Origin of the sequence: Paenibacillus sp. FSL K6-2859 (assembly GCF_038008265.1) — a bacterium.
Taxonomy (GTDB): domain Bacteria; phylum Bacillota; class Bacilli; order Paenibacillales; family Paenibacillaceae; genus Paenibacillus_AQ; species Paenibacillus_AQ nitricinens.
In genome coordinates this window covers 3731494-3757310 of the sequence record NZ_JBBOYU010000001.1, presented here as the reverse complement: position 1 = coordinate 3757310, position 25817 = coordinate 3731494, and the positions used below count along the sequence as shown (strand labels likewise).

Genomic DNA, 25817 nt, shown 5'->3' with positions numbered 1-25817 from the left:
ATGCGCTTGCATCGTTTGATAGCGATTTTATTATTAGTGGAATCAAGAGGGAAGATGAAGGCCAATGACTTAGCTGAAGCCTTGGAAACTTCCGTACGTTCTATCTATAGAGACATTGACGTACTTGCTGAAGCTGGAATACCACTGTTATCCACGCCGGGACCGAATGGTGGCATCTCCTTGATGGAGGGGTATACTGTTAACCTAAATCAGCTTCATGGGGAAGATGTAATCAATCTATTTCTAACAGGAATGGGGATTCATACTGGTGGACATACAGATTCCGGATTAAAGCTAAAGGCAACCCTCTTGAAATTAGAAAAATCATTACCCGCTTCCTATCAAAATGATATCCAGAAGGCACAAAGACGTTTTTATTTTGATGATACGCCTTGGTGGACAGAACGCTTAGAGATTCCATGTCTGGAATCGATTCGAACTGCTGTTTGGAGATCTAAGAAACTACAGATTGAATACCACAAGATTAACGGAGTCATTTCGATCAGGAAAATACTGCCCTATGGTCTTGTTGTGAAAAAAGAAGAGTGGTATCTTATAGCCTACTGTGAAGAAGTCGAACAAATTCGTACGTTTAAATGTGAGCGAATCGCCTCTACGCAGCGTATAGACGAAGAGTATGCTATCCCTCAGGACTTCTCTTTAGAAGGGCACTGGAAGCAGCAGGAGAGGGAATTTAAGCAAACTTGTAAAGAGGAAGAGATATATCCGGTATTGATTAGAACGAATAAGAGCCGAGAGGCTTCTATACACGGACTGGAGATCATGAACAGGGTAGAAGAAGGAGATCAAATAACCCTTACTGTAAATATGTTTAGCTATGATAGTGCATGTACAAATGTTTGGGGGATACTTGGTCAATCCGAGATTGTGGAACCTTTGAAACTGAGACAATATGTGAAGGCTCAGGTGAATTTGCTACAGGGGATTTATAATTATCATAATCTCGTTTGAAACGGTCCCGCTCCTTAAAAATGTAAATAGCTCAGTCATTAAGTTTACATAATTAAAAATATGTTAACTAATGTCTCTTTTTTCTTCAATGACCTTTGTATTTATTTATCCACGTAAAATTGCTTCTAATTTTGGTTACTCACTTGCTTTATCTATTGTAAATAATTTTGATAATGATCTTCTATGTTTAGATCCGTCTCATGGTGCAGTAAACCATCCAAAACATGAATTGCACCCCTTGATTTAGTATGAATAATTTTTGTGTAGTAAGAAGAGAATTGATCACTCGTAAATCGATAGATAGTAGCTCCTTTTCCAGTACCGTAATGTGGGTTTGCATCTGCATTTGTGAAATTACAAATGTGTCAAGGGCTTCATTATATAGAAAGCAAACGGAAGGAAAAATCTATTAGTTTAACAAAATGTTCAATATGTTAATAAATCAACATTCAAACTTAATAGCTAACCCCTTTACCATCAAAGGGTTGGCTATTTTTAGTGTACCCGAAATGGGCTGGCTATCCCTTGGTGGTGACAATCGACTTGTATTATCCACTTTCAAAATATCGGATAAATAAAAATTATGTCACAAAACAGCTCTTTGAAATGTTATAGGGGTGCAGTCGACTGATAAATAAAAGGAGGTGAGCTTATGGAGGAAATAGATATTGGAAGAAGGTTTGTTAATGGCGGAGAAGATGAACTGGAAGAGATAATCAATCTCTATGGTGAAAAACTCCTTCGCTATGCAACGGCGATTCTATGTGATTATCATGAAGCAGAAAATATTGTACAAGAAGTCTTTCTTTCAGCCTATCAAAATCGGAATATTTTTGATGGCAATAACCTATCCGCATGGTTGTACAAAATTACATATAATCGCTGCTTAAATCAACTAAAAAAGCGTAAGATCCATTATTTTCATGATATTCGCAGTGAAGTAGTTTTACCAGAGAAAGATAAAGGTTTGAGTGATGAGATGCTTCGTGCGTTACAGAAGCTTAAACCTATGGAACGTGCCTTGTTATATGGGCGGATTATGGATGGGCAGAGTTACGAGGAACTATCTCAGCTTACAGGAAGTTCTCCAGCTGCATTACGCAAACAATATCAACGGGCCAAAGATAAAATAGTTAAATATTTTAATATTGCATATGGTAGAAAGGAGTCTAATTATGGACAAATTTGATATGGACGAAAAACATATACATGAAATGTTTTCCCAAATTACGGTTGATTCAAGTAAACTTGCAGAACAGGTTAAAAGCCGATTGTATGAAGGTAGTACTGACATGCCTGCTAGACACCGCAAACGGTGGACAAGGTCAACAATTGCAGCTATTGCGATATCGTTCGTATTAGTTACTAGTGCAACTGCTTCATCTTTAGGGGATTTTGATTGGTTCATAAAGAGATTTAATCCTGATTTTGGTAAGATTGTTGAACCAGTAGGAGTCTATAGTGAGGACGAAGGAATTCGCATGGAGGTTATCGGTGCACAGAAATATGATAATAGAGCGATTATATACCTATCTCTTCAGGATAGAACAGGTCAAAACCGATTAACGGAACAAACTGATTTTAGAGACGGATTCACTGTAAAAATACATTCACCAACAAACGAGGGAGCCAAAAGTGGAGACGAAGTTTTATCAGCCCGCATGTCATGGAAACAAAAAATGCTTAATTTTAATAAAGATACGAATACCATTTATTATGAGTTTAATATAACGGCTGATCCAGACACACCATTAACAGATCCGTTGGAGCTTGGCAGTTTTCTTATTTATTTTAACGAAAAAGCCTATGAAGACGAACCCATTTCCGTATCCCTTACAGGAATTGAAGATGTAGAAACGATTCCTATTGAAAAAGCACAGATTTTTGGGGGGAGTAATTTACCAAGTAACCTCAGTTCATTAACAGAGGCACTTATGCCAGGCGATTATGCTTCCATGCCCCATGGTGAAAAAGATCAATGGGTTTCAAATATCGGTATTATAGATGGAAAATTGCATGTGCAGACAGGGAAAATTTTTAACAAAGAGTTTGGTCCTAGTGATGCCATGCTTTCTCTAAAGGGTCCAGACGGTAATTTAATCTCCAATGATTATAGTTTGGTATTTCTCAGTGATAAGAAAAATAATCTTCTTGATCTTGAAAAAAACAATTATGATGACGCTAAGTATAAATATGAAGAATTTGTATTTCCTGTAAGCTGCGAAAATCTTAGTAAATACACTCTTTATTATACTGGTTCCGTTTATTCTGGGGTTGAAGGCAACTGGAAGGTGGCGGCAAATTCAAGTGATACTACTGCCAAATTACGTACTTGGAAAAATGATATTTCAGTTGAAGGTCATCTTTTTGAATATATAACCCTCAGTCCTTTAGGATTACAAGTAATCGGTACCTATAAAGGTGAGAATTTCATGGTCAGTGATATGCTACTTGAAATTGAAACAGTAGACGGTATTATCCCATTGGAAGGTGGTGGAGGAAGCCAAAACCCTGATAAACATACCTTCAATTCAAGTTGGGATACGAAAGCGCCTTTAGATATTACCAAAGTTAAAGCAATAATTATAAATGGCACTCGAATACCGGTTAAATAACAAGATAAATAATGTCAGCTCCTGATTCTTTTTGATGCACGGTCACATCATTGTAGTGACCCAAAAGAGATGGGCTGCAAATCAAAGGTTTATTTTAACATCTAGTAAAGTGGAGGATCTCAACATCCAATGTGGCTACGTTGGAGGAAGTAGACACGTTAATAATTCGAGTTGAATTACTTATCATATCTTATCTGAATCGATAGACAATCTGTTTACGTTGTACTGATAAATTCAATTTATGCAGAATAAGGGAAAAATAGAAAAGAAGCATTGGGCTTTATGATATAATGTGGTAAAATCTTCAACTCCAAAAATGCTGAGACTATCCCACATGTAGCGTCATCTTTCAGAGAGAATATCTCTCAAATAACCGTTGTTTCCGGATTTTCTGGATTTGAAGAAATCCCAAGAGGAGGAAAACAGAAATGAAGAAGAAGCTTGTTACGACTTTATGCGGTACCATGATACTTTTAGTGGGCATGGGCACAGGTGCTTTCGCGAGCTCGCATCTCCAAGAAATTAAAGCGTTGTTAAACGGAGATTTAAAAATCAGAGTGAACGGGGAGATTACCCCTCTCAAAGATGGCAATGGCAAAGTGGTGCTTCCCATCACTTATAATGGAACTACGTATCTTCCGGTACGATCTGTTTCTGAGCTGCTGGATGTTCCGGTGAATTATGACGGAACAGCCAAAGAGGTGATTATTGGCGAACAGCAGGCAGGCGTTCCCGTGAACCAGGAGGATTTCAACACCAGTCTGCATACCAAGGACCCTGCACTGACCAAATACGGTGGCAAGAATTATAAGGAAGTTCTGTACAGCGCACCTAATTCCAATATTAAATATACCGCGCTCAGCCCTAACGGCAAATATCAGAAGCTTGTTCTGCAATTCGCTGCAGTCGGCAAGGAAGTGGAGTCTCTTGAAATTAGGGATAATGACAAGAATATGCTCCTTAAAAAAGTAGAGAAGATCTCGCCTAATAGTGATCTCCAGACGATTGAGGTAGATATTTCTGGAGTAAAGAACATCGCAATAAATGTGACACAAGCTGTTGACGGCGGGTTCATTATTCCGCTGGATACTTCAATTTACAAATAAGATTAAGCAGTGAAGCCCACAATGCCGGTAAAGGCGTAGTGGGCTTATTTTCATGTGAGATTATATTAGATTTTTTCTCGTTCTTTTGCATTGAAGAGATTTAAATCCATCCTCCGTTATACGTGGACAGGCTTACAGGGTTTGTGTCGTCGGAGTGTCAGAAGAAAATAAAGTATTAGACTCGATTAATTGTAGTAACGTAAATAGAGGAGGGTTAGTTCATTATATGAACTAATCTCCTCTATTTTTTGTTTAATAGAAATATTAACTTAGGCTTTAAATCTTAGTATAAATTATTTAATATATTGAGGATAAAAGCTTTCGTTGAGGGTGTTGTTGTGAGAGTACAAGAAGTAATTCTTAATGAAAATAAAAAGAGATATTTGCTGTTGGATGCGGTAGGTGTTCCAGTTGTTCCTGTGATGAAGTATTTAAAATACCTGGATCAGACAGGTAAAAGCAACAATACACTGAAGACTTATTGCTATGCATTAAAACAGTATTTCACTTATCTTGAAGAGCGGAAGATAGATTACAAAGAAGTAGGAGTTAAGGATCTTGCTGACTTTGTAGGGTGGTTGCGTAATCCGTTTGAAAGTGGAAAAGTTACCCCATTACAACAGATTGAAGCGAAAAGAACAGAAAAATCAGTGAATCTTATAATCACAGTGGTAACAAGCCTATATGATTGCTTTTTCCGTATTCAAGAGACCAAAACGATATGGTAGGTAAACTGGTAAGACAGGTGAACAGGAATTGTATGTTTCGCAGGGACTTATGGATTTATACGACGACTACCTATAAAACGTGATTGAAGATCATGAAATCGATACGAATTTCGTATTTGTTAAACTGCGGGGAAACCGTGTTGGACAACCGATGAATGACCGTGATGTTCGCGCCTTATTTAAAGTACTGTGTAAGAAAACAGGGATGCACATCCACCCTCACTTGCTGCGGCACACGCATGCAACAATATACTACCGTCAAACGAAAGACATCAAGCAAGTGCAAGAACGATTAGGGCATGCAAATATTCAATCAACTATGAACATGTATGTCCATCCATCGGAAGAAGATATACGTGAGAATTGGGAGAAAGCTCAACATGCATTTCAGCTTGGCAATATACAATCAAAGGAGGTAACTGACAGTGATGTTACAGAATAAAAAACATATGAAAGCGGATAGGTTGAATTATAATCGGCTTGAACAAGAGATCTCCAGCTATCAAGAGCGATTAGTTCATGATGATGGGACCGTATCGTTTCACAAAATAGAGAACCTCTATTTCATGACTGAAAATACTTGGAGTGTAGATGTAATTGGTTCAATAGCTAACTTTCGGGATCAACGAGACAAATATAATCGATCAAATAGAAATATTCGATTCGAATTTAATAACCCATGGGTTAATCTTGAAGACCATACAAAGAGTGGATGAGTCAATTAGGCGACTTGTAAAAGCCAAAGAGAGCATCAATTTTAATAGTGTGGCAACGGATGCTGGCGTAAGCAAAGCAACTCTCTATAATAATCCTGAGATACGTGGACGCATTGAATCGCTTCGTCAGCAGCAGCAAGCTCAAGTGCCAACACCAAAACAAATCAAGCGAGAAATGGATGAAAACAATAAGGACGCCATCATTGCTTCGCTAAAACGTAAGATGAAGAAGCTCGAAGATGAAAATAAAAAATTACGAGAACAACTTAAGTTTTCATATGCGGAGGTTTATCAGAGGATTTGAAAGAATGTATGTTGCCGCCCTATTCAACTAACGGGCAGGATAATGTAATATTCCATAATGGGTTGCATGTTCAGTTATTGGGTAAATTAGCTCAATAAATTCTATACATAAGATTATCTATGGTATAATATGTAAATATATTTTAAAAATACTAAAGCGTTATGAAATGGTGGACTAAACGAATGAATACAATTCAATTAATGGAAACCCATTTAAATATCGATCTTGGAAATTCGCCCTTTTTAAAATTAGATAAAGGGTTGCAAATTCCATACTCTTCGATTAAGGGAATAACAACAGGTAGACCCATACCAAATGCTTTCAAGCTTTATGGTGCTTCTTTTGGAGGAAAAAGAAATGGATTATTTAGATTTAATGGAGGTTATCATCTCTACTTTTTTAATAATGAGGTTGATACCCTTCATTTTGACTTGAATAATTTTCTTGTAGGTAAATTTAAAATATCAAAGTTAATCATTGATGTTAAAAACCCTGAAGAAATAAGTAAAACTATCTCCGAAAGATTGACGTGATAGTTCAATACCGAAAGGTCTACCGCACTGGCTTTTCTCAACTATACTAGCTAATAGCTTGTCAAGATTACCAGTAAAATGAACTTTAGTCATGTGGTATAGTAAAAAATAGGCATGACAAATAACCCTCGAATCCCTTTATTTTGGAAGGTTATACCAATATAAAATGGTCAGGCAGTGCGGAAGGATTTTTTATTTTTAAGGATGAAATAAAGCCAATGAACCAGCTTATTTGCGCATGCAATTAAAGCTACTTTATGTGGCTTTCCTTCGCCTCTTTTGCGATCATAAAAATTTTTAAGTCGCAGATTACGAGAACGGATGAGTCCACACTGGACGGCCATAACTAGCGCATAACGAAGTTGCCGAGAACCACGTTTGGTAATTCGATTCCGTGTTGCCGTAAACTTTCCAGGTGCAAATACACTCGGGTCAATGCCTGTAAAGGCTACTAGTTTCTTTGGATGATCAAAACGGTCTACTTCTCCAATTTCCGATAAAATGGTTGCAGCAATTTTAGGACCAATACCGGGAATCGACTGGATTAAATCATATTCTTCCATTTCTTCAGCGAGAGCATCTATGTTCTCTTCCAATCGAGATAGATGCTCTTGGTACTGAAGAATGAGCGAAATCAAAACTCTCAGGTTAACCAAGTGACTAGAGTACTTAGTCTGCAGAAAAGGATTTTGTTTTGCCGCGTTTAATAGACGCGTAACTCGCACACAGATCCAATTCTCTGACCGCCCTCGTCATGAGGAAAGTAGTTCTGTGAATTTGGACTTTAGCATTTCTTCGTCCGATTGCAATACCAAATTTGAAGTTGGAAACTCAATTAAAAATCGAAGTGAAATGTTAGAATAGATGTCCCCGAAAACACCATTGTACGTAGGGGAAACTTGATCAAGAACAGTTTGAAATTGCAGTTTAGTCTGTACACACATCTTTGTAAGAGACTCATATTGTCTCGTTAGATAACGCAGATTAAGCAGTTGAACATCTCTTTTTTTTAAAGGGCTCAAATTCTTCTTTGTAGTACAACTCTCCCAACAGATAGGCATCAGCAGCATCTGTCTTCACCTTTCGAAGGTTGGACTTTCTAAGCCGATTTGAGATGAGCGGATTAATGACAATATACAAATAATGATGCTGCTCTAAGAACTGAACAACGGGACTCTGGTAAAGCCCAGTTGCTTCGAGAAGTAGCATAGGACGTAGTCCAGAAACATGTTCAACATCCTGAACAGCTTGAAGTAGCTTCGTCAGCCCTTCTCGGGTATGTTCGAATTTAAACGTCCCTCTGTACGGTTTACCTCGCTCTAAAAAGGCTTGTCCATGGCTTTCATTTTTGAAATATCCAGACCAATCACTGGATTCATTCGATGCACCTTCCTAATTTTGATTTACCGGCAGCCCCTGTGATTTCCTCTTGTCGCTCCATAGCATCGCTTGTTATACGGGATCTCAGGTCCCAACCAGCATCAGTCAGGGTCATGACAAGTAGGGGTGAACATTATAGCGCTCGGGATCAAGTCCCACGGGCAGGCACGTTCGACCCGGCTACCTTAATTCTTAAAGCAAATGAAAAAAGGATCAACCAATACGAACGGGCAGTTTATTTGAACAAGATAAGTGGAGGTTTTATGTCCCATTTGACGCAAACGGCGCAGTAATGGGGGGAATGTTGGCCAAAAATTTTAATCGACGGCAGCTCTGAACTAGAAAATAGAGTCATAGGCTGTCACTGTTTTGTTGAACTAACGTTCCCCGTTACTTCAATAATTATAGAGTCTATTCACTTTTCGATGATTGGTACCCACAGTTCATGTTTTATCTTATGTCCTGGTCCTAAAAAATGCTCAATACAAGGTTGGTTTGCAAGCTCGTATCCGGACGTAGGAAGCCATTCTGAATATAACCTCTTCCAAGCATCAATAACATTAGGGAATACAGCATATGTGCTTGGGGCAATTCTAATTTCCTCCATATCGGAAGGTGTTTCAGTGTCATATCGTACTCCCATAAAGTAATCGAATACCTCATCAGTGATAGCCGCCTCTTTGCCGCAAATGCCGACTAAGCTCTCCAGCTTGCATTTAGGTTTTACCCATGACATGTCAATCAAAGCTTGTTTGAAGCCATCCTTATTGGATTTTCTCCACAAAGCGGGAATCTCCTTAAATGCACGAGATGTTTTTACACTTTGACGTTTTCCTACAAAACGCAATTCAGTATCCATTCTTTCAATTCGATATGCCAATTCTACATCCCCTTTAATTGTAATTTGAAAGGAGATTCGAGGATAGGCTTTTAACTGCACACCTGTATCTCTGACTGAATTGGGCGTGACACTGTGAAGCTTCTTGAACGCCCTTGTAAAAGCATCAGATGAGTCATACCCATATTTCAAAGCAATATCAATGATTTTGGCATTACTTGTTTGAATATCAAAGGCTGCTTTGGTAAGGCGTCTACGACGAATATATTCTGAAAGAGATATTCCTAATAATGATGAAAACATCCTTGAAAAGTGAAACTCAGAGCAGCAAGCTGCTTGAGCAACCGAGGAATATTCGATTTTATTATCTAGATTGTTTTCAATATAATCTACAGCAGCATTAAATCTATCAAGCCAATCCATATTCGATCCCCCTTTCAAAATTAATTATAGTGGGATTATTTTTAGTATACCCTGCAAACCATGCCTAAAAATGCAGGAGGTAACAGTTCGACTCTTCGAACACGTTTCATACTTCTCCATACTTTCTTCACTAACATTTCGCTAGCCAATCATTACAATCCTGCCAGTTAGCTTAATACATGTTTTTCATCGAGAGTCATAGCGATTGTTGCGCAGTACGAAGATATTGTGTAATAAAAGAAAGCGTGCTTGTTCAACTAACGGGACACGATAGTTGAACATAAAGGGTTTCACATATTAGTCATGACTAATATGTGAAACCCTTTAATATATCTATCTTTCTTAAATTTATGTCTTGATAAACTCAGAAAATAAAGTTGTAGACTGGCATAGGTAAGGTATTAACCTACTTAAATGATGATGATCACAAAAAGAAGGAGATGTAGATCAATTATTTGGTGAGATCCAATTAATATCATCTTTATTCTTAAAAGTAGCGGGCGATTTAGGTATTTACCCTGAAAATATTGAGTCCATAAAAAACCTTTAGAGACCAGAAATACTAAATTATCCATTAACCGTGTTGGTCTCATCACCATGCGATAACTTCTCTCTAGCAGTAAGCCTCTTGTGCGCTAAGAATAGAAATGGAAGACCTATAGCCGTGGTTAAAGCGAGTGGCAGGAAGATCGTAAGTCCGTTCTGAGCTCCATAATGATCCAACAACACTCCGCCGAAGATAGGCGCGATTACACTCCCCAAATTATTAAAGCCAATCGTTCCAAAGTACGTACCTTTCATTTCTGGCTTCGCAATCCGATCGATTAACATATCCATCATCGTAAAGAGCAGAACTTCCCCTATAGTAAACAGGATCACACTGAACATAAGCAGGGTTACACCTTCGGCTAAACCTACTAAGAGAAGACTAATAGCAACGCAGATATTTCCGAGAATCAATGGAATAATCGGCGAGAATTTGCTAGCCGTACGTACAATAGGATATTGCACCACTAATACCGTGATGGCATTGAGCGACAACATATAGGAGAATAATTGCCCACCATTTGTGAAATGGGTGTTCATTGCTAAATATTGCGCCATAGTTGAACCAAAATGTCCGTATCCAAGTACACAAAAGATAGTACCGAGTAGAACTGGCAAGAATACACGGTCTCTACCGGTTGTTGCCAAGGCTTCAAGTAAACGTGGTGGTTCGGCTTGCGTATGACTCTCCATGGTTGAGCGATGCAATTTGAATTGTACGAATAACACAAGCCCATATGCAACATATACAATACCAGCGATCATAAAAGGAAACGTAGATTCGGCAGAACCGAGCTGTACTCCAATAATCGGACCAAAAACAACACCAAGGTTAATCGCAGCGTATCTAAGATTGAATACTAGCAGCTTACTTTCAGCTGGTGTTATGTCAGATAAAAGTGCCCGTGAGGTGGGCTCAAACACAGATCTGCATAATCCGTTCAACGTATTGACCAGGAAAAATACCCACAGATGTTGGGCAACAGAGAATCCGAAGAATACTGCTGCCCAGCCAAATACGGAGATTAACATGACGATTTTGCGGCCTACAATATCCGAGATATATCCTCCGTAGAAGCTGGCCATTACGCCCGCCAAAGAGCTGACGGCTACCGTAATCCCCGTTTGTGTGGGGGTGGCTCCAAGGACTTGGGTTAAATAGATGGATAAGAATGGAATGCTCATTGAAGTTACCAAACGTCCGAACATCGTACCGACGATGATAGTCCAAGCTAATGGATGAATATGCCTAAGATGCTGGTTCATAATTGAAAAGGTCTCCTAATCTGATAGCTATAATTTAGTACTGCATATTCATTAACGATATATGTATAATTATAATGATAAAAGGGGGAAGTAAAAGTGTAAGATTTACTTACAGTGTTTCACCTTTAAAGGAGTGAGCGATCGTGGACCATATTAGTAATCATTTTTTATGTTTAGCAATAGCCATCCCATCCTCAATAGATATAGGGGAAGGTAATCCTGTGACCATAGATAGACTAGCTTCTATTCTGTGCTGCACTCCTCGTAACGTAAAGTTTATTCTGCGAAAACTTGAAGAGCAGGGTTTTATACACTGGCAGCCTGGAAGAGGGCGTGGAAATATCTCGCAGCTAACTTTTCTACGAACGATTGAAGAGGTGCTGGAGGACAGCTTTCAGGAACTGGTTAATAAGGGGAAGCTTAAGGAAGCTATAGAGTTATTAAGTCGTGGCCAGGTTAGCGACACATTAAAGGAACGGTTATTAATGGTGTTAAATAAGCAGATGGGCTTCCGTAGTGAAACGGAGTCGACATCAGGCTTGGATGTGTTACGAATTACACGAAACCGGCATATGGAAGTGCTGGATCCAGCTTATGTATATACCGCGTTTGAATCCTATTTACTCGGACAAATTTATAGCACATTAGTTACCTATGATGCGGCAAGTGATACCTTTCTCCCCGGATTGGCTCATATGTGGGAAACCAATGAAGACAGCACAAGTTATATTTTTTATCTCCGTAAAGGTGTACGTTTCCATCATGGTAAGATTATGACTTCAAGAGATGTCAAAGAAACCTTTCAGCGACTTATAGATTTGAACAGTCCGGCGTTGAGCTTGTACAAAGATATTGAGCGAGTAGAGATAGAAGGAGATCACAGAATCAGGTTTGAGCTGTCTCGTCCGAATCTCTTTTTTCTCCATATGTTCAGTTGTATTCATATGTCGATTCTTCCTCATGACGTAGATCTTGTAAAAGAAGTGAGTGGAACAGGGCCCTATCGTTTACTAGATCTTAATGAAGATGTGCTAGTTCTCGCGGCATTTGACTATTATTACGGTATACGCCCGCTACTAGATCGTGTGGAAATCTGGTATTTGCCAGAACAAGCTTCAAATGAACGATTGTATGAACTCCCTGAATCTGTTCAGGAAGGTTTATTACCTAATATCATCTGTAACCACAGTATTGACTACCCTGCCTTGGGATGCCGATATCTCTTGTTCAATTTCCATAAAGACGGAATTCATCAACACCAACTATTCCGGCAGGCTATACGAATCCTTTACAGCCGAGAAGCCTTAATTAAGGAGTTAGGAGGGAACCGTAGTACCCCTGCTGATAGCTTTTTACCTTGGGAGAGCAGTAAGAGAAGTATTATTGAGCCTACCCTGGAACACGCTAGAGAGCTTATATTGGCAAGTGGCTACCAGGGAGAGATCTTAACTTTAGCTACAAAGAATAAAAAAGAAGAGCGGGAAGAAGCCCTGTGGCTTCAAGCACGAGCTGCTTCAGTAGGACTGCATATTGAGCTGTATTTATTCAACGAGTTTAACTCTGCAGATATAAAGAACACTGCCGAAATCCTCCTTGCTGAAGAGGTTCTTGAAGATGATTGGCAGTGGGGAATGGTTAACTACTTTAATAATAAACTTAATTATCTTTTTTCTCTGCTGAGAGATGAACAGATCTTGTTATTCTCAGATGTACTTACCGATTTCACGCAATCCCCAAAGGAAGAGAGAATCAAGCTGCTGGATCAGGCAGAAGGTGTGCTTAGGGACAACTATTGGGTGTTATATGGTTGTCATATGAATAAAAAAGCGCAGCTAAATCAAAGCTTGTTTGGACTTCACACCAGTTCATTCGGATTTCTGGATATCTCAAAACTATGGATCAAAACTACTAGTCTTTAAGAAGAGTTACCTAAATATGCTTGTACAGGAATGTTTTCTTTTGCTATACTTTCCAGGGAGGCTGTATCGATAAATTATCGAATGGTGCTCTAATAGGTTTTAATAAAAATGAATATTAATTAACTTGTAGCCATGGAGGTGAACTCGTTGGATTTTGCTCAGATCCGTAAGGACCGAGACAAAAGAACGGTCGGTACTTGACTCTTTTTTTGCCTTTCGGACCTGTTTAGCAGATAGCTAAAAGGTCTTTTTGTTTGTTTAAATTAAGGGAAAAGAAGGGGAGACTATTATGCGTTTTCTTATCGTGGGTGCAGGAGCTATAGGTGGATATTTCGGAGGCCGTCTAGTTCAAAAAGGAGAAGATGTTACATTTCTCGTCCGAAATGCCAAGCAGATTCAGTTAGAAGCGGACGGTTTGATTGTAAAAAGTGTTCATGGGGATTTTCAGACTTCTGTACGAACGATTTCTAATAGGGAAGAAGCAGAGCTTTTCGACTGCGTTATTATAGCGGTCAAGGCATACCATTTGCCTCAGGTGATGAATGACATTGAACCCTACGTCGGTGAACATACACTGATCCTCCCGCTCCTCAATGGTTATAATCAATTTAGCATTTTGCAGAAGCGTTTTGGCCCAGAACATGTACTGGGTGGTCTTTGTTATATAGAAACAACTCTAGATTCAGCAGGTACTATCGTTCAAAGCAGTTCGTTTCATAGTATTGTGTTTGGTGAATGGGCAGGCGGTGAGTCAGAACGAACAAGATTGCTGCTGAGTCATTTGGATCATGCTGGCTTCACTGTATCATTAAGTTCTGCCATTCAGCGCGAAGTGTGGCAGAAATATATATTTGTAGCTAGTCTAAGTGGGATTACCACTTTAATGGATAGCTCTGTTGGGCCTATTTTTGCTTCCCCAAAAGCACGTGCAATCTATGAGCAGCTTCTTCAAGAGATTGTTAGCTTGGCTCAGAATGCTGGAATGCCTGTGGGACCGGAAAATATAGCTTCCACGATGGGAAAGATGCTTTCTGTGTTACCTGAATTTACTTCATCCATGCATCGGGATATGCATAAGCTACTACCTGTAGAAGCGGACCATCTGCATGGGGCACTTCTGGCTATGGCTGTTCCAGGTCAAGGCGCGTATCCGGTTCTCGAAACCGTGTATGCCCGTTTGAAAGTATACGAAAGCGTTAATGATATGAACTGATCTACTTTAAATCACAATAAGGAGCTGGACAATGATGAAGGAAACGAATCAAAAGATCATGACTTTTCTAATGTTCGAGGGTAAGGCAGAAGAAGCTATGAATTTCTATACGTCCTTGTTTGATGATTCCGAAGTTATTAGCATTAAGCGCTATGGAGCGAACGAAGCAGGACCTGAAGGGAGTGTAATGCAGGCCTCCTTTTCTTTACATGGACAAGTATTTATGTGTATAGATAGTTATGTTCAGCACGGCTTTACCTTTACTCCAGCGATATCCTTATATGTGAATTGTGAGGGTGAAGCTGAAATTGATCGGGTCTACGAATCATTAGCGCAAGGTGGACAGGTCCTAATGCCTCTTGGAAGCTATCCGTTTAGTCCGAAATTTGGCTGGGTAGCGGATCGTTTTGGTGTGACCTGGCAATTAAATCTTCTATAAGTAGTATCATACTATTGTTCTGTAACCTCCATTATAATGAGCATAGCTATTATAATGGAGGTTTTGAGATGTCCATCATTAATCCGTATCAGGTATGTCCGGTGTTTGAGAGTGAGCGTTTAATCTATAGATTGGTTCAAGAGGAAGACGCAGAGGACCTACTAGAATGTTATTCTGACGCTGCTTCTATCCCGCTCTTCAATAGCGATAACTGTACTAACGATTTTAACTTTCAAATGATAGAAGAGATGAGTGGCTGTATACGATTCTGGCTGGATGAATATGCAAGGCATAGTTTCGTTCGATTTAGTATTGTAGAGAAAGATAGTGATAAGGCTGTTGGCACTATTGAATTTTTTGCGAGAAATGAGAGTGTTGAAGGGGTAGGAGTGATTGGTGTTCTAAGGCTTGATCTGATCTCGAGATTGGAGAATGAAGGGGTTCTTACAGAGATCCTCTCTATGATTGAGAAGGAGTTCTATGATTGTTTTGGGGTTGATGCGATGATTACCAAGGCCATTCCTGCCGCTAAGCAAAGAATTACTGCACTATTAAATAGTGGTTATTCAAAAATTGAGGGCAATACACTGGTGTCTTTCTACGACTATTATATGATTTCGAGAGTTTCTGGTTAAGAGGTATAATCGCAAGCTACATAAATGATTAGAGGAGGTGAACCTAATAGGGTTTACATCCTCTTTTTTTGAAAATATAAGAAACGGATTTAATTACATTGCTGAACAATAGTTGTGCCCTTATTAGTAATCGTGACAGTTGAATAACCAGATAGATACTCTGTATAACCGCATACAGTTTCTTGGGTGGATCGTCCTTTTGCGTCAGTATACTTTAGGTATATAGAACCTTCACCACTTAAGCTCAGTGTAGGCTTAAACTTTTTCGTTTGTCCTTTCCTGATGGGACTTATAAATAATTCCTTGGAATCCGTATGGACTAAACCTATTTCAATAGAGCTAATATCATTATCCGACTGATTATCTACAGTGAGCAAGAAACTCTTAAATGGAGTTAGGATATTTGATATCGTACCGATCCCTAAAGCTATCACAATACCCACTGAAAATATAGAAATACCTATTAAAAATCGTCTCTTCATCATGCAGTCCCCCTATGTAAGTAAGACAGGGTTCATTCGAATAATGTTACAGTATATAAGAATTAATTATAACTATTCATTAACAAGTGAAATTGGAAGAGATGTGCTACCCTTAATGTATGCCAAAATTTATTTGAAAAGGGGTTTTGTTTTGACAAAATCAACGATTCTTTCATCAGAGGGAATAATGATTCGTCATTTTGAACAAGGGGACATGCCATTACTGGGTGAGTTATATAACTCGGTTACTTCGCGGGGAAATGCTGTTTTTTGGTGGGTTGGTGATGAGGAAAACTGGAAGAATGTGTACTGCGCCTTTGAAAATGGGAAAATGATTGCCAAAGGTCAAGTAGAGATCATAAATATTGTGCCGACTGGGCGTTCAAAGGAAAGCAGACATTCGATCTATTTGAATTTGAAAACAATACCTGAACGAGAAGAAGACTATGATTTATTAGAGAGCATGTATCAAACGCTCCTCTTGAGAGCACTAGAATTAAAGGAAACTTTACCAGAAGAGTATAAAACGACGCTATGTGTGGGGAATAACGCATCGGAGATCGCGAACACGCAGTTTTTTGAAAAAGAAAAGGGCTTCTGTCAGTACAATAGCTTATTTAAAATGAATCATAATCTTAATGATACTTTCTCCGTACCTGAACTAAATGAGAGATTTGAATTTGCAAATTGGATGATGGAGACCCCACAAGAAGAAGAACTTTATTTAGAATTGGAAGCAGAGGTTTGGCCAGAAACCCCACTCGGGAAAGAACGACTATCTCAGTTTAAGCAAAATCTGCTTTGGAATTCTTTGGTTGTTCGAGAAGGGGAGAGGGTTGTAGGCAGCTTGATGGTATGGCAAGAAGAGAAAAGTGGATATATTGAAAATGTTTTTGTACTAGAGCCGTGGAGAAGATTTGGAATTGCTAGGTACATGCTTTCTCAAGCGTTAAGCTATTTCAGAACACATGGACTTGAAGAAGCTTATTTAATGGTGTTAACAGATAATGATTCTGCATTGCATCTTTATGAATCTGTTGGATTCAGTTTATCAAGTGAAGAAAGACGGTATCGTATAGAATTATAGAACTCCTATAGTTTTTGAAGTGGAGGATTACTAAGCAAAGTGTGATTCGTTTTCATCGAGGCTCGATGACAGGATTGCACTTTTTTAGTAATCCGTTCGCCTTGTAATAAATGATGACTGGAACCTCTGAACAATTTTGTTCAGTTATTGTTAGTTACTTGTTTACCCTCGCATTTCTTACACACGTTAACCTTTTCGCCTGAAAGTCCTTTTCCGATATATAAAAGCTTAATACGAGTGCTGCCGCAGATCAGACATGTTCCTCTGCCTCGGGATGGCATACGCCAAAGTGCTTTGCCGCGCTTGTTTTTGGACATAAATAGCCCACCTTTGCGATTGATACCCTATCTTATGAGCGAAGGAACCTTAAAGTTCGGAGAATGAAGCTTATAAATTCCTTTGTAATTGCAGATGAAATAAAGGATAAATAAGGGCAAAAAATGCTCTAAAAAAACAGCGCATAACTTAAATTATACGCTGTTTTAGTTTTAAGACGTTTTTTTGAGGAGAGATCGCCACTTGGACGAGCGAAAAGGAGGGATTTTAAGGATTTTTTTATAAATAACGGATATCTATATCTCTAAATTTACCTGCTGACATTTTTAGCATTCTGAATTGTAATGAGCCTTGTTTATAAGTGCCTCTGCTCTGATCCGGATTGACTGGAATGGGGAGTGGGATGATCTCGCTATGATCTTTTCCAAGACCACTTAATTTGATTTGGGTTCGGTTGATTTGTGCCCATACACTTTCGGGGTGAATACCATTTGGAATACGAATTTTAGTAATTAGATAATTATGTGTGTCCAAATGCTCCACATGCAGACTTGAGGTTTCTTCGGTAAAAGATGAAGAGGTGGCTGCGGTAGCTTCTCTGATTATTTTTTCAACATAACCATCGATCTGGCTTGGATCCAGCTTCCATTGCTCTTCAAGCGACTTTAAGGATAACTTTTTCTTAAAAAAGGGATCTTCGTTCATCCAATCTAAAGGGTTCGATTTATTGGGGCTCATGAACGCTGAACCTCCTTCATTTTTTTATCCATTGTATGGGCGTATGACTTATTCAGTGACATCTGGGCGGGTATCTACATAGAATAGGTTATCATTCCGAAGGGAGGAGTGGTTTGGTGGTTTCAATCATCGGCAACATTAAAATTAACAGCGTAGGCCCCAGTTCCACAGTCTTAGTAGGAAATACGGCATCTGTTATCTTGAGCAGTAACTCCAAAATCTATGCCGGTGCCAACTCCTTCCCCATAGGTGATTCCTTTGGTACGATTATTACGAATAACCAGGCTAGCAGTACTAATACAATGGATTCGGATGTGGTGGATCAAGTATCGCCTCCTTAAGGGTGGGTTTATATGAATATTACGGTATATCAGTGCGTATCGGTCAATAATCTAAAAATTGGTACGATCTCAAATTCATCGGTCCTTCAGATCGGCACATCCGGACGAATTAATACCTTGTCTCATAGTTATCAGACCGGGGACGTTCCAAAATCTCCTCCTGCGCCAACACCAGCGGTAAGTGATTCAGCTCTTGTACCCTTGCCTCCACCAACTGAACTATATAGCCGCTAGAATTAGGCTCCTATACTTCGCATACAATAAACCATAGGAGGGGGTTGTATGCACCCGTATTATATTCAGCAAGTCTTTAATGCACTAAGAGTGCAAGCAGAAAAGATTCAACTACTAGAGAAACAACTCCAAGATTTAAAAGGGGACATAGACAGCATAAAGAACAATAAAACTGCTAGTATAGGTCCTATAAATTATCATTTTGAACAATTAAAAATCGAGAAGCTGGAAGGCACTTTAAATATAGGCATTACACCAAATGAGGGAAATAATCTGGATGAAGCGATGATCAATGGTAAGCCTATTGGGAAGGAAGAGGGAGTGATACCAACTGCATCTGCATTATCGGATAAAATTCGTCCGGAAATTCTGAAGTATGTACAAGAGGAAGTTCCTTCTCAATTTTCACGCTTAGAAAAAGAGCAGAACTTAAGTATTGATGAGCAGTATATCCAAATGGTAACCCAGGATCTGCTGAATCAGATGGATGGCCGGATTAACGAGTATGTAAGCCAGCTTCCTGCCGCAGAAGAAGGGCGTAGATACACAGAAGAGGAAAGTACTTCTATTGTTGAGCAAATCAAACGAGATATTGTTACGGCGGTAGAACGTCATTTGGAAATAAACATAACTGGAAGGCGGGAGCCGCATGAAAGTAATCGTGATTAACAGAGAGATAAATGTAAACGCGGTAAAAGTGTTTTCGATATCAGGTTCTTCGGTATTTTTAGTAGGGGATACGCAGACGATTAATTGTTCTTCGGCGTTTGACAGCGTGATAGAATATACTCCAAGTGCTCCGGATCAAGTCAAAAAAGGAAGTTAATAAATGCACACCTCACGTATCCTAGATGTGTATATCAATAATCTGTCTGACAGTTCGATTTTTTTATGTGGATCTGTAGAGCGGATTCAGTCTAAATTTGTAGGTAGTAAAGAAAATTACCTATATAACATAAAAGAGATTAATAGCAATAATAGAGAGGCTTCACCCTTAGAGATCCCACTCATGGCATGGCCGAAGCAAGTGAATGAAGATGAAGTTGAGATTTTGAATGATTCTAAGGAATCAACGATTAATATGCAATGTATTAGGATTTTATCGATTGGGTCTGGGACGACCTTCCAGATTGGAAATGGTGGCTCTGTTCATCTGGAGAGTCGAACCAGTGAGTTCAAGCGAGAAATAGCTTCAGAAGATGAGGGGTAATTTAGCATATTTGTTGATACTTATTTTATAAAAATAAATTAGTTTACATAATCATTATTATGTAAACTAATAAAAGGTACTGTCCTATAAGAAAGTACTTTTCACAAATAAGGGAGCTTCGAGCTACGAAAAGGAGGACCATCAAAGGTATTCTGCTATAGAAACAACATTAAACTCATAAATAAAGAAAGCCTGCAAATGTGCAGGCTTTCTTTATTTGGTGAAAGAACATATTTGTTTAGAAGCCTTCACGAAGCCATGACGTCGCCAGCTTTATGGCGGCTTTTTTGGCATTGGTTTCAGCTAAAGGATTTAGCATCACAAAATCATGTATGATCCCTTGAAAACGAACTGCCGTGACTGTGACTCCAGCTTCACGTAATTTGGCAGCATAAGCCTCACCTTCATCACGTAGAACGTCTGCTTCACCCGTTATGACTAGTGCTTCGGGTAGATCTCGTAACTGATCAACACTAGCTCGAAGCGGGGAGGCTGTGATCTGCTTCCGCTCCTCGGGGTCAGTTGTATATTGATCCCAGAACCATTTCATTCCATCACGCTGCAAGAAATATCCTTCGGCAAACTCATGATAGGATTCGGTATCAAAGGAGGCATCCGTTACCGGATAGAACAAAAGTTGTTTCTCTATCTTTGGGCCACTGCGTTCTTTTGCCATAAGCGTAATGGCGGCTGCCATATTCCCACCGACACTATCACCACCTATGGATAGCTTGCTAGCATCAAGGGCATGATCACTTCCCTGTTCAGCGATCCATTTCAGAACAGCATAGATCTCTTCGATGGCTGTAGGATATTTTGCTTCCGGAGAGAGGCTATAATTTGGAAAAACAATAGCAGCCTCCGCTCCGACTGCTAGTTCACGTATCAGACGGTCATGCGTATGTGCATTACCAAACACCCAACCTGCACCATGAATGTAAAGGATGACAGGCTGCGGCGCGGAAGAGGAACTAGGAGGGCGAACAATTCTTACAGAAACATCACCGTTAGGTCCACCTGGCACCATTAGATCTTCAATATCTACTTCAGGTTTATATATATCACTGGATTGTACGCTATCTACCGTTTCTCGGCCTTTTTCTGGTCCAAGATCAGGAAGGAATGGAGGTTTGGAATTAGCATCGGCAAATTTCTGCGCTGCTGGCTCAAGAACAATCTTTGGTTGATTTGGCATGATATATCGTCTCCTTTGTCTGGTCATAGTATAGTTTACCCTCTTCATTCCATAACCATCTAAGGAGCTGCTGAAACGAAAATGAAATAGAATCAACCCGTAACTAATCCTGGCAAAGGACGAGTTACGGGTTGCTGATCTTTATAATTTATAATACTTTTCGTTGACCTTCATACCTTTCACGACTTAAATCCTTCTTTCCGGTTACCGCTTGTTTATGTTTGATACGGAAGATCAAAATAAACATCAAAGTAATAAGCAACGGATAGCCTATCGCCCAGCCTGTAAAAGGAAACACAGCGGCGGTAGCTAGAAAAGAGATCCAGCTAATCGTTACGCCTAATCTGCTTCCCTTAAGAAGGCGTATCCCTGCGGCACAGCCTCCGATATAAGTCAGGATAAATGTCGCATTTGGAAACTGGATCAAAGTAGTGATAGATATCATTCCGCTGCTGTAGAGTGATATGACCGTTACAAAACAGAGCAGCAGGAAAGCTATCCCTCCGATAGGGGTATGATATGGTTTGGATAGTCTGCCCATCCATTGCGGGGCATAGCCCTGACGTGATAAGGCATAAGCCACTCGCGAAGCGGCACCGGCATAAGCAATAATGGTGGCGGTACAGATGAAGAGACCTGTGAGTCCTGCGATAAATCCTCCCCAGCGTCCAAGAGGCTGGCTGATGATCCAGACAAGTGAAGTACTCGACCCACCTTTAAGGTAGCTTTGTGTGCCAACCGTCGCTAAAGCAGATAAGAAATATAGAACACCTACAATAATAGCAGCGATGGTCACACCTTTAACTGCAGCACGTTGTGGATCTTTGAACTCCTCAGAGAGATGTGAGACAGCTTCCCAACCAATAAAACACCAAAATAGGATCGCTGCAGCCTGTCCAGTGCTCATCCAACCGTGTGGGGCGAAGGGAGTGAAGTGTTCAACCTCCATCCGCGGAAGCGCAGTAGCAAACGAGAAGACGAGGACAGCTACAATCGCAATCACTACAGCAATTTGTACCTTTCCCGCCACTTGCATACCAATCCAGTTTGTAATTAGCCCAATGGCCAACATCACCGCAGCAATAGTAATTCTCGCGGGTTCATCCCAGCCCATGGCGGCTGTCATATAACCAGCTCCAGTCAGCGCAGCGACAGGCGCACCAATCGGAACGGACATTAGGAAGAACCAGCCCACTAAAGATCCGGCTTTAGGTCCGAAAGCAAGGGTAACGAAGTGGGACACGCCTCCAGCGTTAGGGAATTTGGCAGAGAGCAGGCCCATCGATAAGGCCATTGGCAAAATCAACAGCGTCATAAATCCCCATGCCAGTAATGAAGCGGGACCAGCCATTTCTGCAGCCAGCCCGGGAACGATTAAGACTCCTGAGCCCAATACAGCACCGATATAAAGAGCTATGGCTTGCGGCATGCCGATGTTTCTTCGTAAAGTGGTTGAACTTGAATCTTTCATAATTTTTTAATCCTGCTTTCATTGTCTTTTGTTATAGAGTAGCAGATAATAGATCCATTGGAAAAACAGATTTTTTGAATAGTATCCATTCGAAATTCCGATGGATAACTATTATTCAGGGGGCATCTATGGAATCACGTCATCTTTTTACCTTTATAGTTGTAGTGGAAACTGGAAGCTTCACCCGTGCTGCACAGAAGCTTGATTATGCACAATCCAGTATTACCGCACAGATCCAAGCGCTAGAGACTGAAATAGGTCAGCCTTTATTTGATCGGATCAGTAAAAAGATTATCCTAACCGATGCAGGCCGCCGTCTGCTTCCATTCGCACAAGAGATCTCCAGAATGCACTCTCTAGCGCAAGATGCTCTTCGCTCCGAGAGTGAGTTAACAGGGTCTTTACGAATTGGCGCACCTGAATCTCTGGCTGCTTTTCGTTTACCAGGCATTATCAAGGAGTTTCGTGTTAAATATCCGAAGGTCCAAATTCTTCTGAAGCCTGGAGCCTGCTGGGAGCTAACAGATCTAGTTCGTTCCGGTGAACTGGATCTGGCTTTCTTACTGCAACCCGAAACGGAAGATAAAGATCTGAATATAGAAACTCTGGTGCATGAACAAATGACCCTGATCGCCCCGCCGGAACACCCTCTAATTAATCTTTCGGAGGTAGAGCCTCTACACCTTAAGGGAGAAACGATACTGCATACGGAAACCGGTTGTAGCTACCGTACTTTGTTCGAGCATCATTTAAACAGCCACGGGGTATTTCCTGACCCTACACTAGAGTTTTGGAGTATCGAGGCAATCAAGCAATGTGTTATGGCCGGTCTAGGCATCGCTTTTATTCCAATGATTACAGTGAACAACGAATTAGCGGAAGGGAAGTTAGCCAGGTTGAATTGGAATGATGAATCCCAGCGGGTTGCAACTCAAATAGCCTATCATCATAAGAAATGGAAATCTCCTGTTCTAACAGAGTTTTTAAAAGCTGTGCAAAAGCATGCTGAAAAATGGAGCAGCTAAGTTTAATTCATATAGCCATTCTATGGTACAATAGATTGTCGAAATCAAGGGAGGCTCGAAGCCATGAATGATTGGAGTGAAGACTACGAAGAGGGGCTTGAGGCTTTTTTAATCTGGATGAAGGATGCCGGTTACACTCCCTATACGCAGAAATCCTATTTAGTAGATGTAAGACAGTTTTTAGAAAGTCTGAATGGTAAAAAGCTAGAGTCCGTAAAGAAGCTGCATGTTATTTCTTTTCTTACGTCAGTGCGTGAACGTGGAGTAAGTGATGCTACCCGTAACCGGAAGCATGCCTCAATTAACTGTTTTTTCAAGGCATTAATTGAGCTGGAATTGCTTCTAACCAATCCTGCAGCTGGGATTAAGAAATCTAAAACGGAGATCAATCGCGAGCCGGTCTACTTAGATGAGGGTGATCTGGGGCGATTTTTGTCTTCTATAGATGGGAAATACAAAGGCCGTAATTTAGCAGTCTTTTTACTGATGTCCTATATGGGGCTTCGGGTGGGGGAAGTCCACACGCTTAATTTAAGTGATTATAATGTAGAAAGACATTCCCTTCGAGTGTTCGGTAAGGGACGTAAATGGCGTAATGTACCGATCCCAGAGGATGTGGTACCTTTTCTCGATCTGGCGATTGAAGAACGATTAAATCCTTGGCGCAGTAAAGAGGAAGCTATGTTCATTTCACAAAAAGGACGCAGGCTGTCCATACGTGGCATTCAGCAAATCGCTGCGGACACCTTCGATCGTTTCCAAAGGGATGTGCCTGCTGCACAACGTCGACCCTATTCCAGCCATAAGCTACGACATTCCTTCGCTACCATGCTGCTACGAAAAGGTGCGGATCTGCGGACGGTTCAAGAGCTGCTGGGACACTCTTCCATTCAGACAACAACGGTTTACACGCATATCACGAGCCGTGAGAAGGAAGAAGCCATGTCGAAATTGCAAATCCAGATTTGATAGAATTCTAAGTGCAATTCTTTTCATGAAAAAGGGGCTATCCCTTGCCATTGTATCATGACAGTAGGGAGAACCCGATGTATTCTTTTGCTTATAGTTCCAGCTTAGCTATCTCAGCTTTAAGCTTCTCGGCAGATTTCTGGAATAGAGCTCGTTCTGTTTCATTCAATGGAAGATCTAGTACTTCTCGTACACCGGACCGATCTACGACGCAAGGCGCGCCAAGGTAGACATCCGAAACTCCGTTATAATTATTCAATAAAGTAGATACGTTCAATACAGAGCCTTCATTATGAAGAATGGAGACTACAATACGATCTAGTGCTAATGCTATTGCGTAAGAGGTTGAGCCTTTGGCATCAATAATTTCATAAGCGGCATTCTTAGTATCTTGGAATATTTCATCTTGTTCTGCTTCGTCAAAACCGAGATCAATCCCGGCAACATTCGCTAGACTCCAAACCGGAAGTTCCGAGTCTCCATGTTCCCCGATAATCTGACCGTGAATACTGCGTGGATCAATTTCTTTGTGGCGTCCAATCAGGTAGCGAAAACGTGCACTATCCAGCACCGTTCCGGAACCGATGACTCTTCTGCGATCAAAACCGCTTATTTTCAAAGTGGCATATGACAAAATATCTACAGGATTAGTAGCAATAAGTAGTATCGCATGTTGATTATATTTGGTGATCTTTTGAACGATATCTTTGAAAATTGAAATGTTTTTGCGGAGAAGATCTATCCGGGTTTCACCCGGTTTTTGTGATGCACCGGCAGTTACAATGATGATATCCGCTTCCCGGCAATCTTCATATGTACCAGCCCATAGCTTCACACCACCAACAAAAGGCATACCGTGATTCATATCCAATGCTTCTCCAAGGGCTTTCTTTTGATTAACGTCAATAAGTACAAGCTCAGGCATACGTCTCCGTAGCAGTAATGTATAGGCTGTTGTTGTACCAACTGCTCCAGTACCAATGACTACGACACGATTGGGTTTCGGGGGGGCCATGATTCCATCTCCTCAGTAATTAAAATTTTTAGCTTTTAATCTTGTCCATCATAATCGCTAACGATATTGTTTTCAAGCAGGTCTTATTTAATGCATTACCCCATTTTGGGCATACTTAATAGAAATTCTCTAATCAATTTG

The 25817-nt window shown here is 40.3% G+C and carries 26 protein-coding genes and 3 pseudogenes; 19 read left to right on the top strand and 10 right to left on the bottom strand.

Annotated features, from left to right (window positions below; genetic code table 11):
- On the top strand, window positions 1-972 hold the full coding sequence (locus tag MHB64_RS16575) for a helix-turn-helix transcriptional regulator (protein WP_341134916.1): 972 nt from the start codon (window positions 1-3) through the stop codon (window positions 970-972).
- Between the two features lie 138 nt (window positions 973-1110).
- On the opposite strand, the pseudogene MHB64_RS33910 reads toward MHB64_RS16575, so the two are convergent.
- Window positions 1111-1319: pseudogene (locus MHB64_RS33910) on the bottom strand (Tn3 family transposase); the annotation flags it as partial.
- Between the two features lie 305 nt (window positions 1320-1624).
- Between MHB64_RS33910 and MHB64_RS16565 the strand changes: the two are divergent.
- The 7 genes and pseudogenes from MHB64_RS16565 (at window position 1625) to MHB64_RS16535 (ending at window position 6974) form a co-directional block, all read left to right on the top strand.
- Window positions 1625-2161 carry an RNA polymerase sigma factor gene (locus MHB64_RS16565; RefSeq protein ID WP_094869147.1) on the top strand — a complete coding sequence of 179 codons (537 nt, stop codon included), beginning with the start codon at window positions 1625-1627 and terminating at the stop codon, window positions 2159-2161.
- A complete protein-coding gene (locus MHB64_RS16560) occupies window positions 2148-3587 on the top strand; it encodes a hypothetical protein (RefSeq protein WP_341134915.1) in 1440 nt (479 codons plus the stop codon). Before MHB64_RS16565 ends, MHB64_RS16560 begins: the two co-directional genes overlap by 14 nt.
- A 428-nt stretch (window positions 3588-4015) precedes the next feature.
- Window positions 4016-4693 (top strand): stalk domain-containing protein, encoded by a 678-nt coding sequence (locus tag MHB64_RS16555; protein WP_280787543.1) that lies wholly within the window; start codon window positions 4016-4018, stop codon window positions 4691-4693.
- A gap of 338 nt (window positions 4694-5031) precedes the next feature.
- Window positions 5032-5863, top strand: a pseudogene (locus tag MHB64_RS16550) (tyrosine-type recombinase/integrase).
- Complete coding sequence (locus tag MHB64_RS16545) at window positions 5847-6137, top strand: hypothetical protein (RefSeq protein ID WP_341134914.1); 291 nt, start codon at window positions 5847-5849, stop codon at window positions 6135-6137. Before MHB64_RS16550 ends, MHB64_RS16545 begins: the two are co-directional and overlap by 17 nt.
- Window positions 6112-6441, top strand: a complete 330-nt coding sequence (locus MHB64_RS16540; RefSeq protein WP_341134913.1) for a DUF6262 family protein — start codon at window positions 6112-6114, stop codon at window positions 6439-6441. Before MHB64_RS16545 ends, MHB64_RS16540 begins: the two co-directional genes overlap by 26 nt.
- 182 nt (window positions 6442-6623) lie before the next feature.
- Window positions 6624-6974: a hypothetical protein gene (locus MHB64_RS16535; RefSeq protein WP_094869142.1), complete on the top strand. Its 351-nt coding sequence runs from the start codon at window positions 6624-6626 to the stop codon at window positions 6972-6974.
- A 170-nt stretch (window positions 6975-7144) separates the two neighbouring features.
- Here the strand turns inward: MHB64_RS16535 and MHB64_RS16530 are convergent.
- The 3 genes and pseudogenes from MHB64_RS16530 to MHB64_RS16520 form a co-directional block, all read right to left on the bottom strand.
- A pseudogene (locus MHB64_RS16530) lies at window positions 7145-8353 on the bottom strand (IS110 family transposase).
- 416 nt (window positions 8354-8769) lie between these two features.
- Window positions 8770-9615 (bottom strand): AraC family transcriptional regulator, encoded by an 846-nt coding sequence (locus MHB64_RS16525; protein ID WP_094879056.1) that lies wholly within the window; start codon window positions 9613-9615, stop codon window positions 8770-8772.
- Between the two features lie 567 nt (window positions 9616-10182).
- Window positions 10183-11427, bottom strand: coding sequence for an MDR family MFS transporter (locus MHB64_RS16520; RefSeq protein ID WP_094869140.1), 1245 nt, complete (start codon window positions 11425-11427; stop codon window positions 10183-10185).
- Between the two features lie 143 nt (window positions 11428-11570).
- Between MHB64_RS16520 and MHB64_RS16515 the strand changes: the two genes are divergently transcribed.
- The 4 genes from MHB64_RS16515 (at window position 11571) to MHB64_RS16500 (ending at window position 15633) form a co-directional block, all read left to right on the top strand.
- Window positions 11571-13346 carry an ABC transporter substrate-binding protein gene (locus MHB64_RS16515; protein ID WP_341134912.1) on the top strand — a complete coding sequence of 592 codons (1776 nt, stop codon included), beginning with the start codon at window positions 11571-11573 and terminating at the stop codon, window positions 13344-13346.
- Window positions 13347-13635: 289 nt separating this feature from the next.
- Window positions 13636-14559 carry a ketopantoate reductase family protein gene (locus tag MHB64_RS16510; protein ID WP_341134911.1) on the top strand — a complete coding sequence of 308 codons (924 nt, stop codon included), beginning with the start codon at window positions 13636-13638 and terminating at the stop codon, window positions 14557-14559.
- A gap of 34 nt (window positions 14560-14593) precedes the next feature.
- A complete protein-coding gene (locus tag MHB64_RS16505; RefSeq protein ID WP_094875819.1) occupies window positions 14594-14998 on the top strand; it encodes a VOC family protein in 405 nt (134 codons plus the stop codon).
- A gap of 68 nt (window positions 14999-15066) precedes the next feature.
- Complete coding sequence (locus tag MHB64_RS16500; RefSeq protein WP_341134910.1) at window positions 15067-15633, top strand: GNAT family N-acetyltransferase; 567 nt, start codon at window positions 15067-15069, stop codon at window positions 15631-15633.
- 89 nt (window positions 15634-15722) lie between these two features.
- Here the strand turns inward: MHB64_RS16500 and MHB64_RS16495 are convergent, their stop codons facing one another.
- Window positions 15723-16115, bottom strand: coding sequence for a hypothetical protein (locus MHB64_RS16495; RefSeq protein ID WP_341134909.1), 393 nt, complete (start codon window positions 16113-16115; stop codon window positions 15723-15725).
- A 151-nt stretch (window positions 16116-16266) separates the two neighbouring features.
- Between MHB64_RS16495 and MHB64_RS16490 the strand changes: the two genes are divergently transcribed.
- The gene (locus MHB64_RS16490; protein ID WP_341134908.1) at window positions 16267-17202 is read left to right on the top strand and encodes a GNAT family N-acetyltransferase; all 936 of its coding nucleotides are present in this window, start codon (window positions 16267-16269) and stop codon (window positions 17200-17202) included.
- A 140-nt stretch (window positions 17203-17342) separates the two neighbouring features.
- Here the strand turns inward: MHB64_RS16490 and MHB64_RS16485 are convergent, their stop codons facing one another.
- The gene (locus MHB64_RS16485) at window positions 17343-17519 is read right to left on the bottom strand and encodes a hypothetical protein (RefSeq protein ID WP_179283588.1); all 177 of its coding nucleotides are present in this window, start codon (window positions 17517-17519) and stop codon (window positions 17343-17345) included.
- A gap of 238 nt (window positions 17520-17757) precedes the next feature.
- On the bottom strand, window positions 17758-18216 hold the full coding sequence (locus tag MHB64_RS16480; RefSeq protein WP_094869135.1) for a hypothetical protein: 459 nt from the start codon (window positions 18214-18216) through the stop codon (window positions 17758-17760).
- A gap of 116 nt (window positions 18217-18332) precedes the next feature.
- Here MHB64_RS16480 and MHB64_RS16475 point away from each other — a divergent pair, with 116 nt between their 5' ends.
- The 4 genes from MHB64_RS16475 (at window position 18333) to MHB64_RS16460 (ending at window position 20001) form a co-directional block, all read left to right on the top strand.
- Complete coding sequence (locus tag MHB64_RS16475) at window positions 18333-18557, top strand: spore germination protein (protein ID WP_149647545.1); 225 nt, start codon at window positions 18333-18335, stop codon at window positions 18555-18557.
- 12 nt (window positions 18558-18569) lie between these two features.
- Complete coding sequence (locus MHB64_RS16470) at window positions 18570-18791, top strand: spore germination protein GerPB (RefSeq protein WP_341134907.1); 222 nt, start codon at window positions 18570-18572, stop codon at window positions 18789-18791.
- A gap of 48 nt (window positions 18792-18839) precedes the next feature.
- Window positions 18840-19460: a spore germination protein GerPC gene (gerPC, locus tag MHB64_RS16465; protein ID WP_341134906.1), complete on the top strand. Its 621-nt coding sequence runs from the start codon at window positions 18840-18842 to the stop codon at window positions 19458-19460.
- A gap of 160 nt (window positions 19461-19620) precedes the next feature.
- Window positions 19621-20001: a hypothetical protein gene (locus MHB64_RS16460; RefSeq protein ID WP_341134905.1), complete on the top strand. Its 381-nt coding sequence runs from the start codon at window positions 19621-19623 to the stop codon at window positions 19999-20001.
- Between the two features lie 238 nt (window positions 20002-20239).
- On the opposite strand, the gene MHB64_RS16455 is transcribed toward MHB64_RS16460, so the two are convergent.
- Together MHB64_RS16455 and MHB64_RS16450 are read right to left on the bottom strand one after the other, a co-directional pair.
- The gene (locus tag MHB64_RS16455; RefSeq protein ID WP_094869131.1) at window positions 20240-21196 is read right to left on the bottom strand and encodes an alpha/beta hydrolase; all 957 of its coding nucleotides are present in this window, start codon (window positions 21194-21196) and stop codon (window positions 20240-20242) included.
- A gap of 148 nt (window positions 21197-21344) precedes the next feature.
- Window positions 21345-22667, bottom strand: coding sequence for an APC family permease (locus MHB64_RS16450; RefSeq protein WP_341134904.1), 1323 nt, complete (start codon window positions 22665-22667; stop codon window positions 21345-21347).
- Window positions 22668-22795: 128 nt separating this feature from the next.
- Between MHB64_RS16450 and MHB64_RS16445 the strand changes: the two genes are divergently transcribed.
- Both MHB64_RS16445 and MHB64_RS16440 read left to right on the top strand, forming a co-directional pair.
- Entirely contained in the window at window positions 22796-23692 is an 897-nt protein-coding gene (locus MHB64_RS16445; RefSeq protein WP_094869129.1) for a LysR family transcriptional regulator, read from the top strand.
- A 63-nt stretch (window positions 23693-23755) separates the two neighbouring features.
- Window positions 23756-24661, top strand: coding sequence for a tyrosine-type recombinase/integrase (locus MHB64_RS16440; protein WP_341134903.1), 906 nt, complete (start codon window positions 23756-23758; stop codon window positions 24659-24661).
- A 91-nt stretch (window positions 24662-24752) separates the two neighbouring features.
- Here the strand turns inward: MHB64_RS16440 and MHB64_RS16435 are convergent, their stop codons facing one another.
- A complete protein-coding gene (locus MHB64_RS16435; protein ID WP_042188714.1) occupies window positions 24753-25676 on the bottom strand; it encodes an L-lactate dehydrogenase in 924 nt (307 codons plus the stop codon).
- Window positions 25677-25817 lie beyond the last annotated feature (141 nt).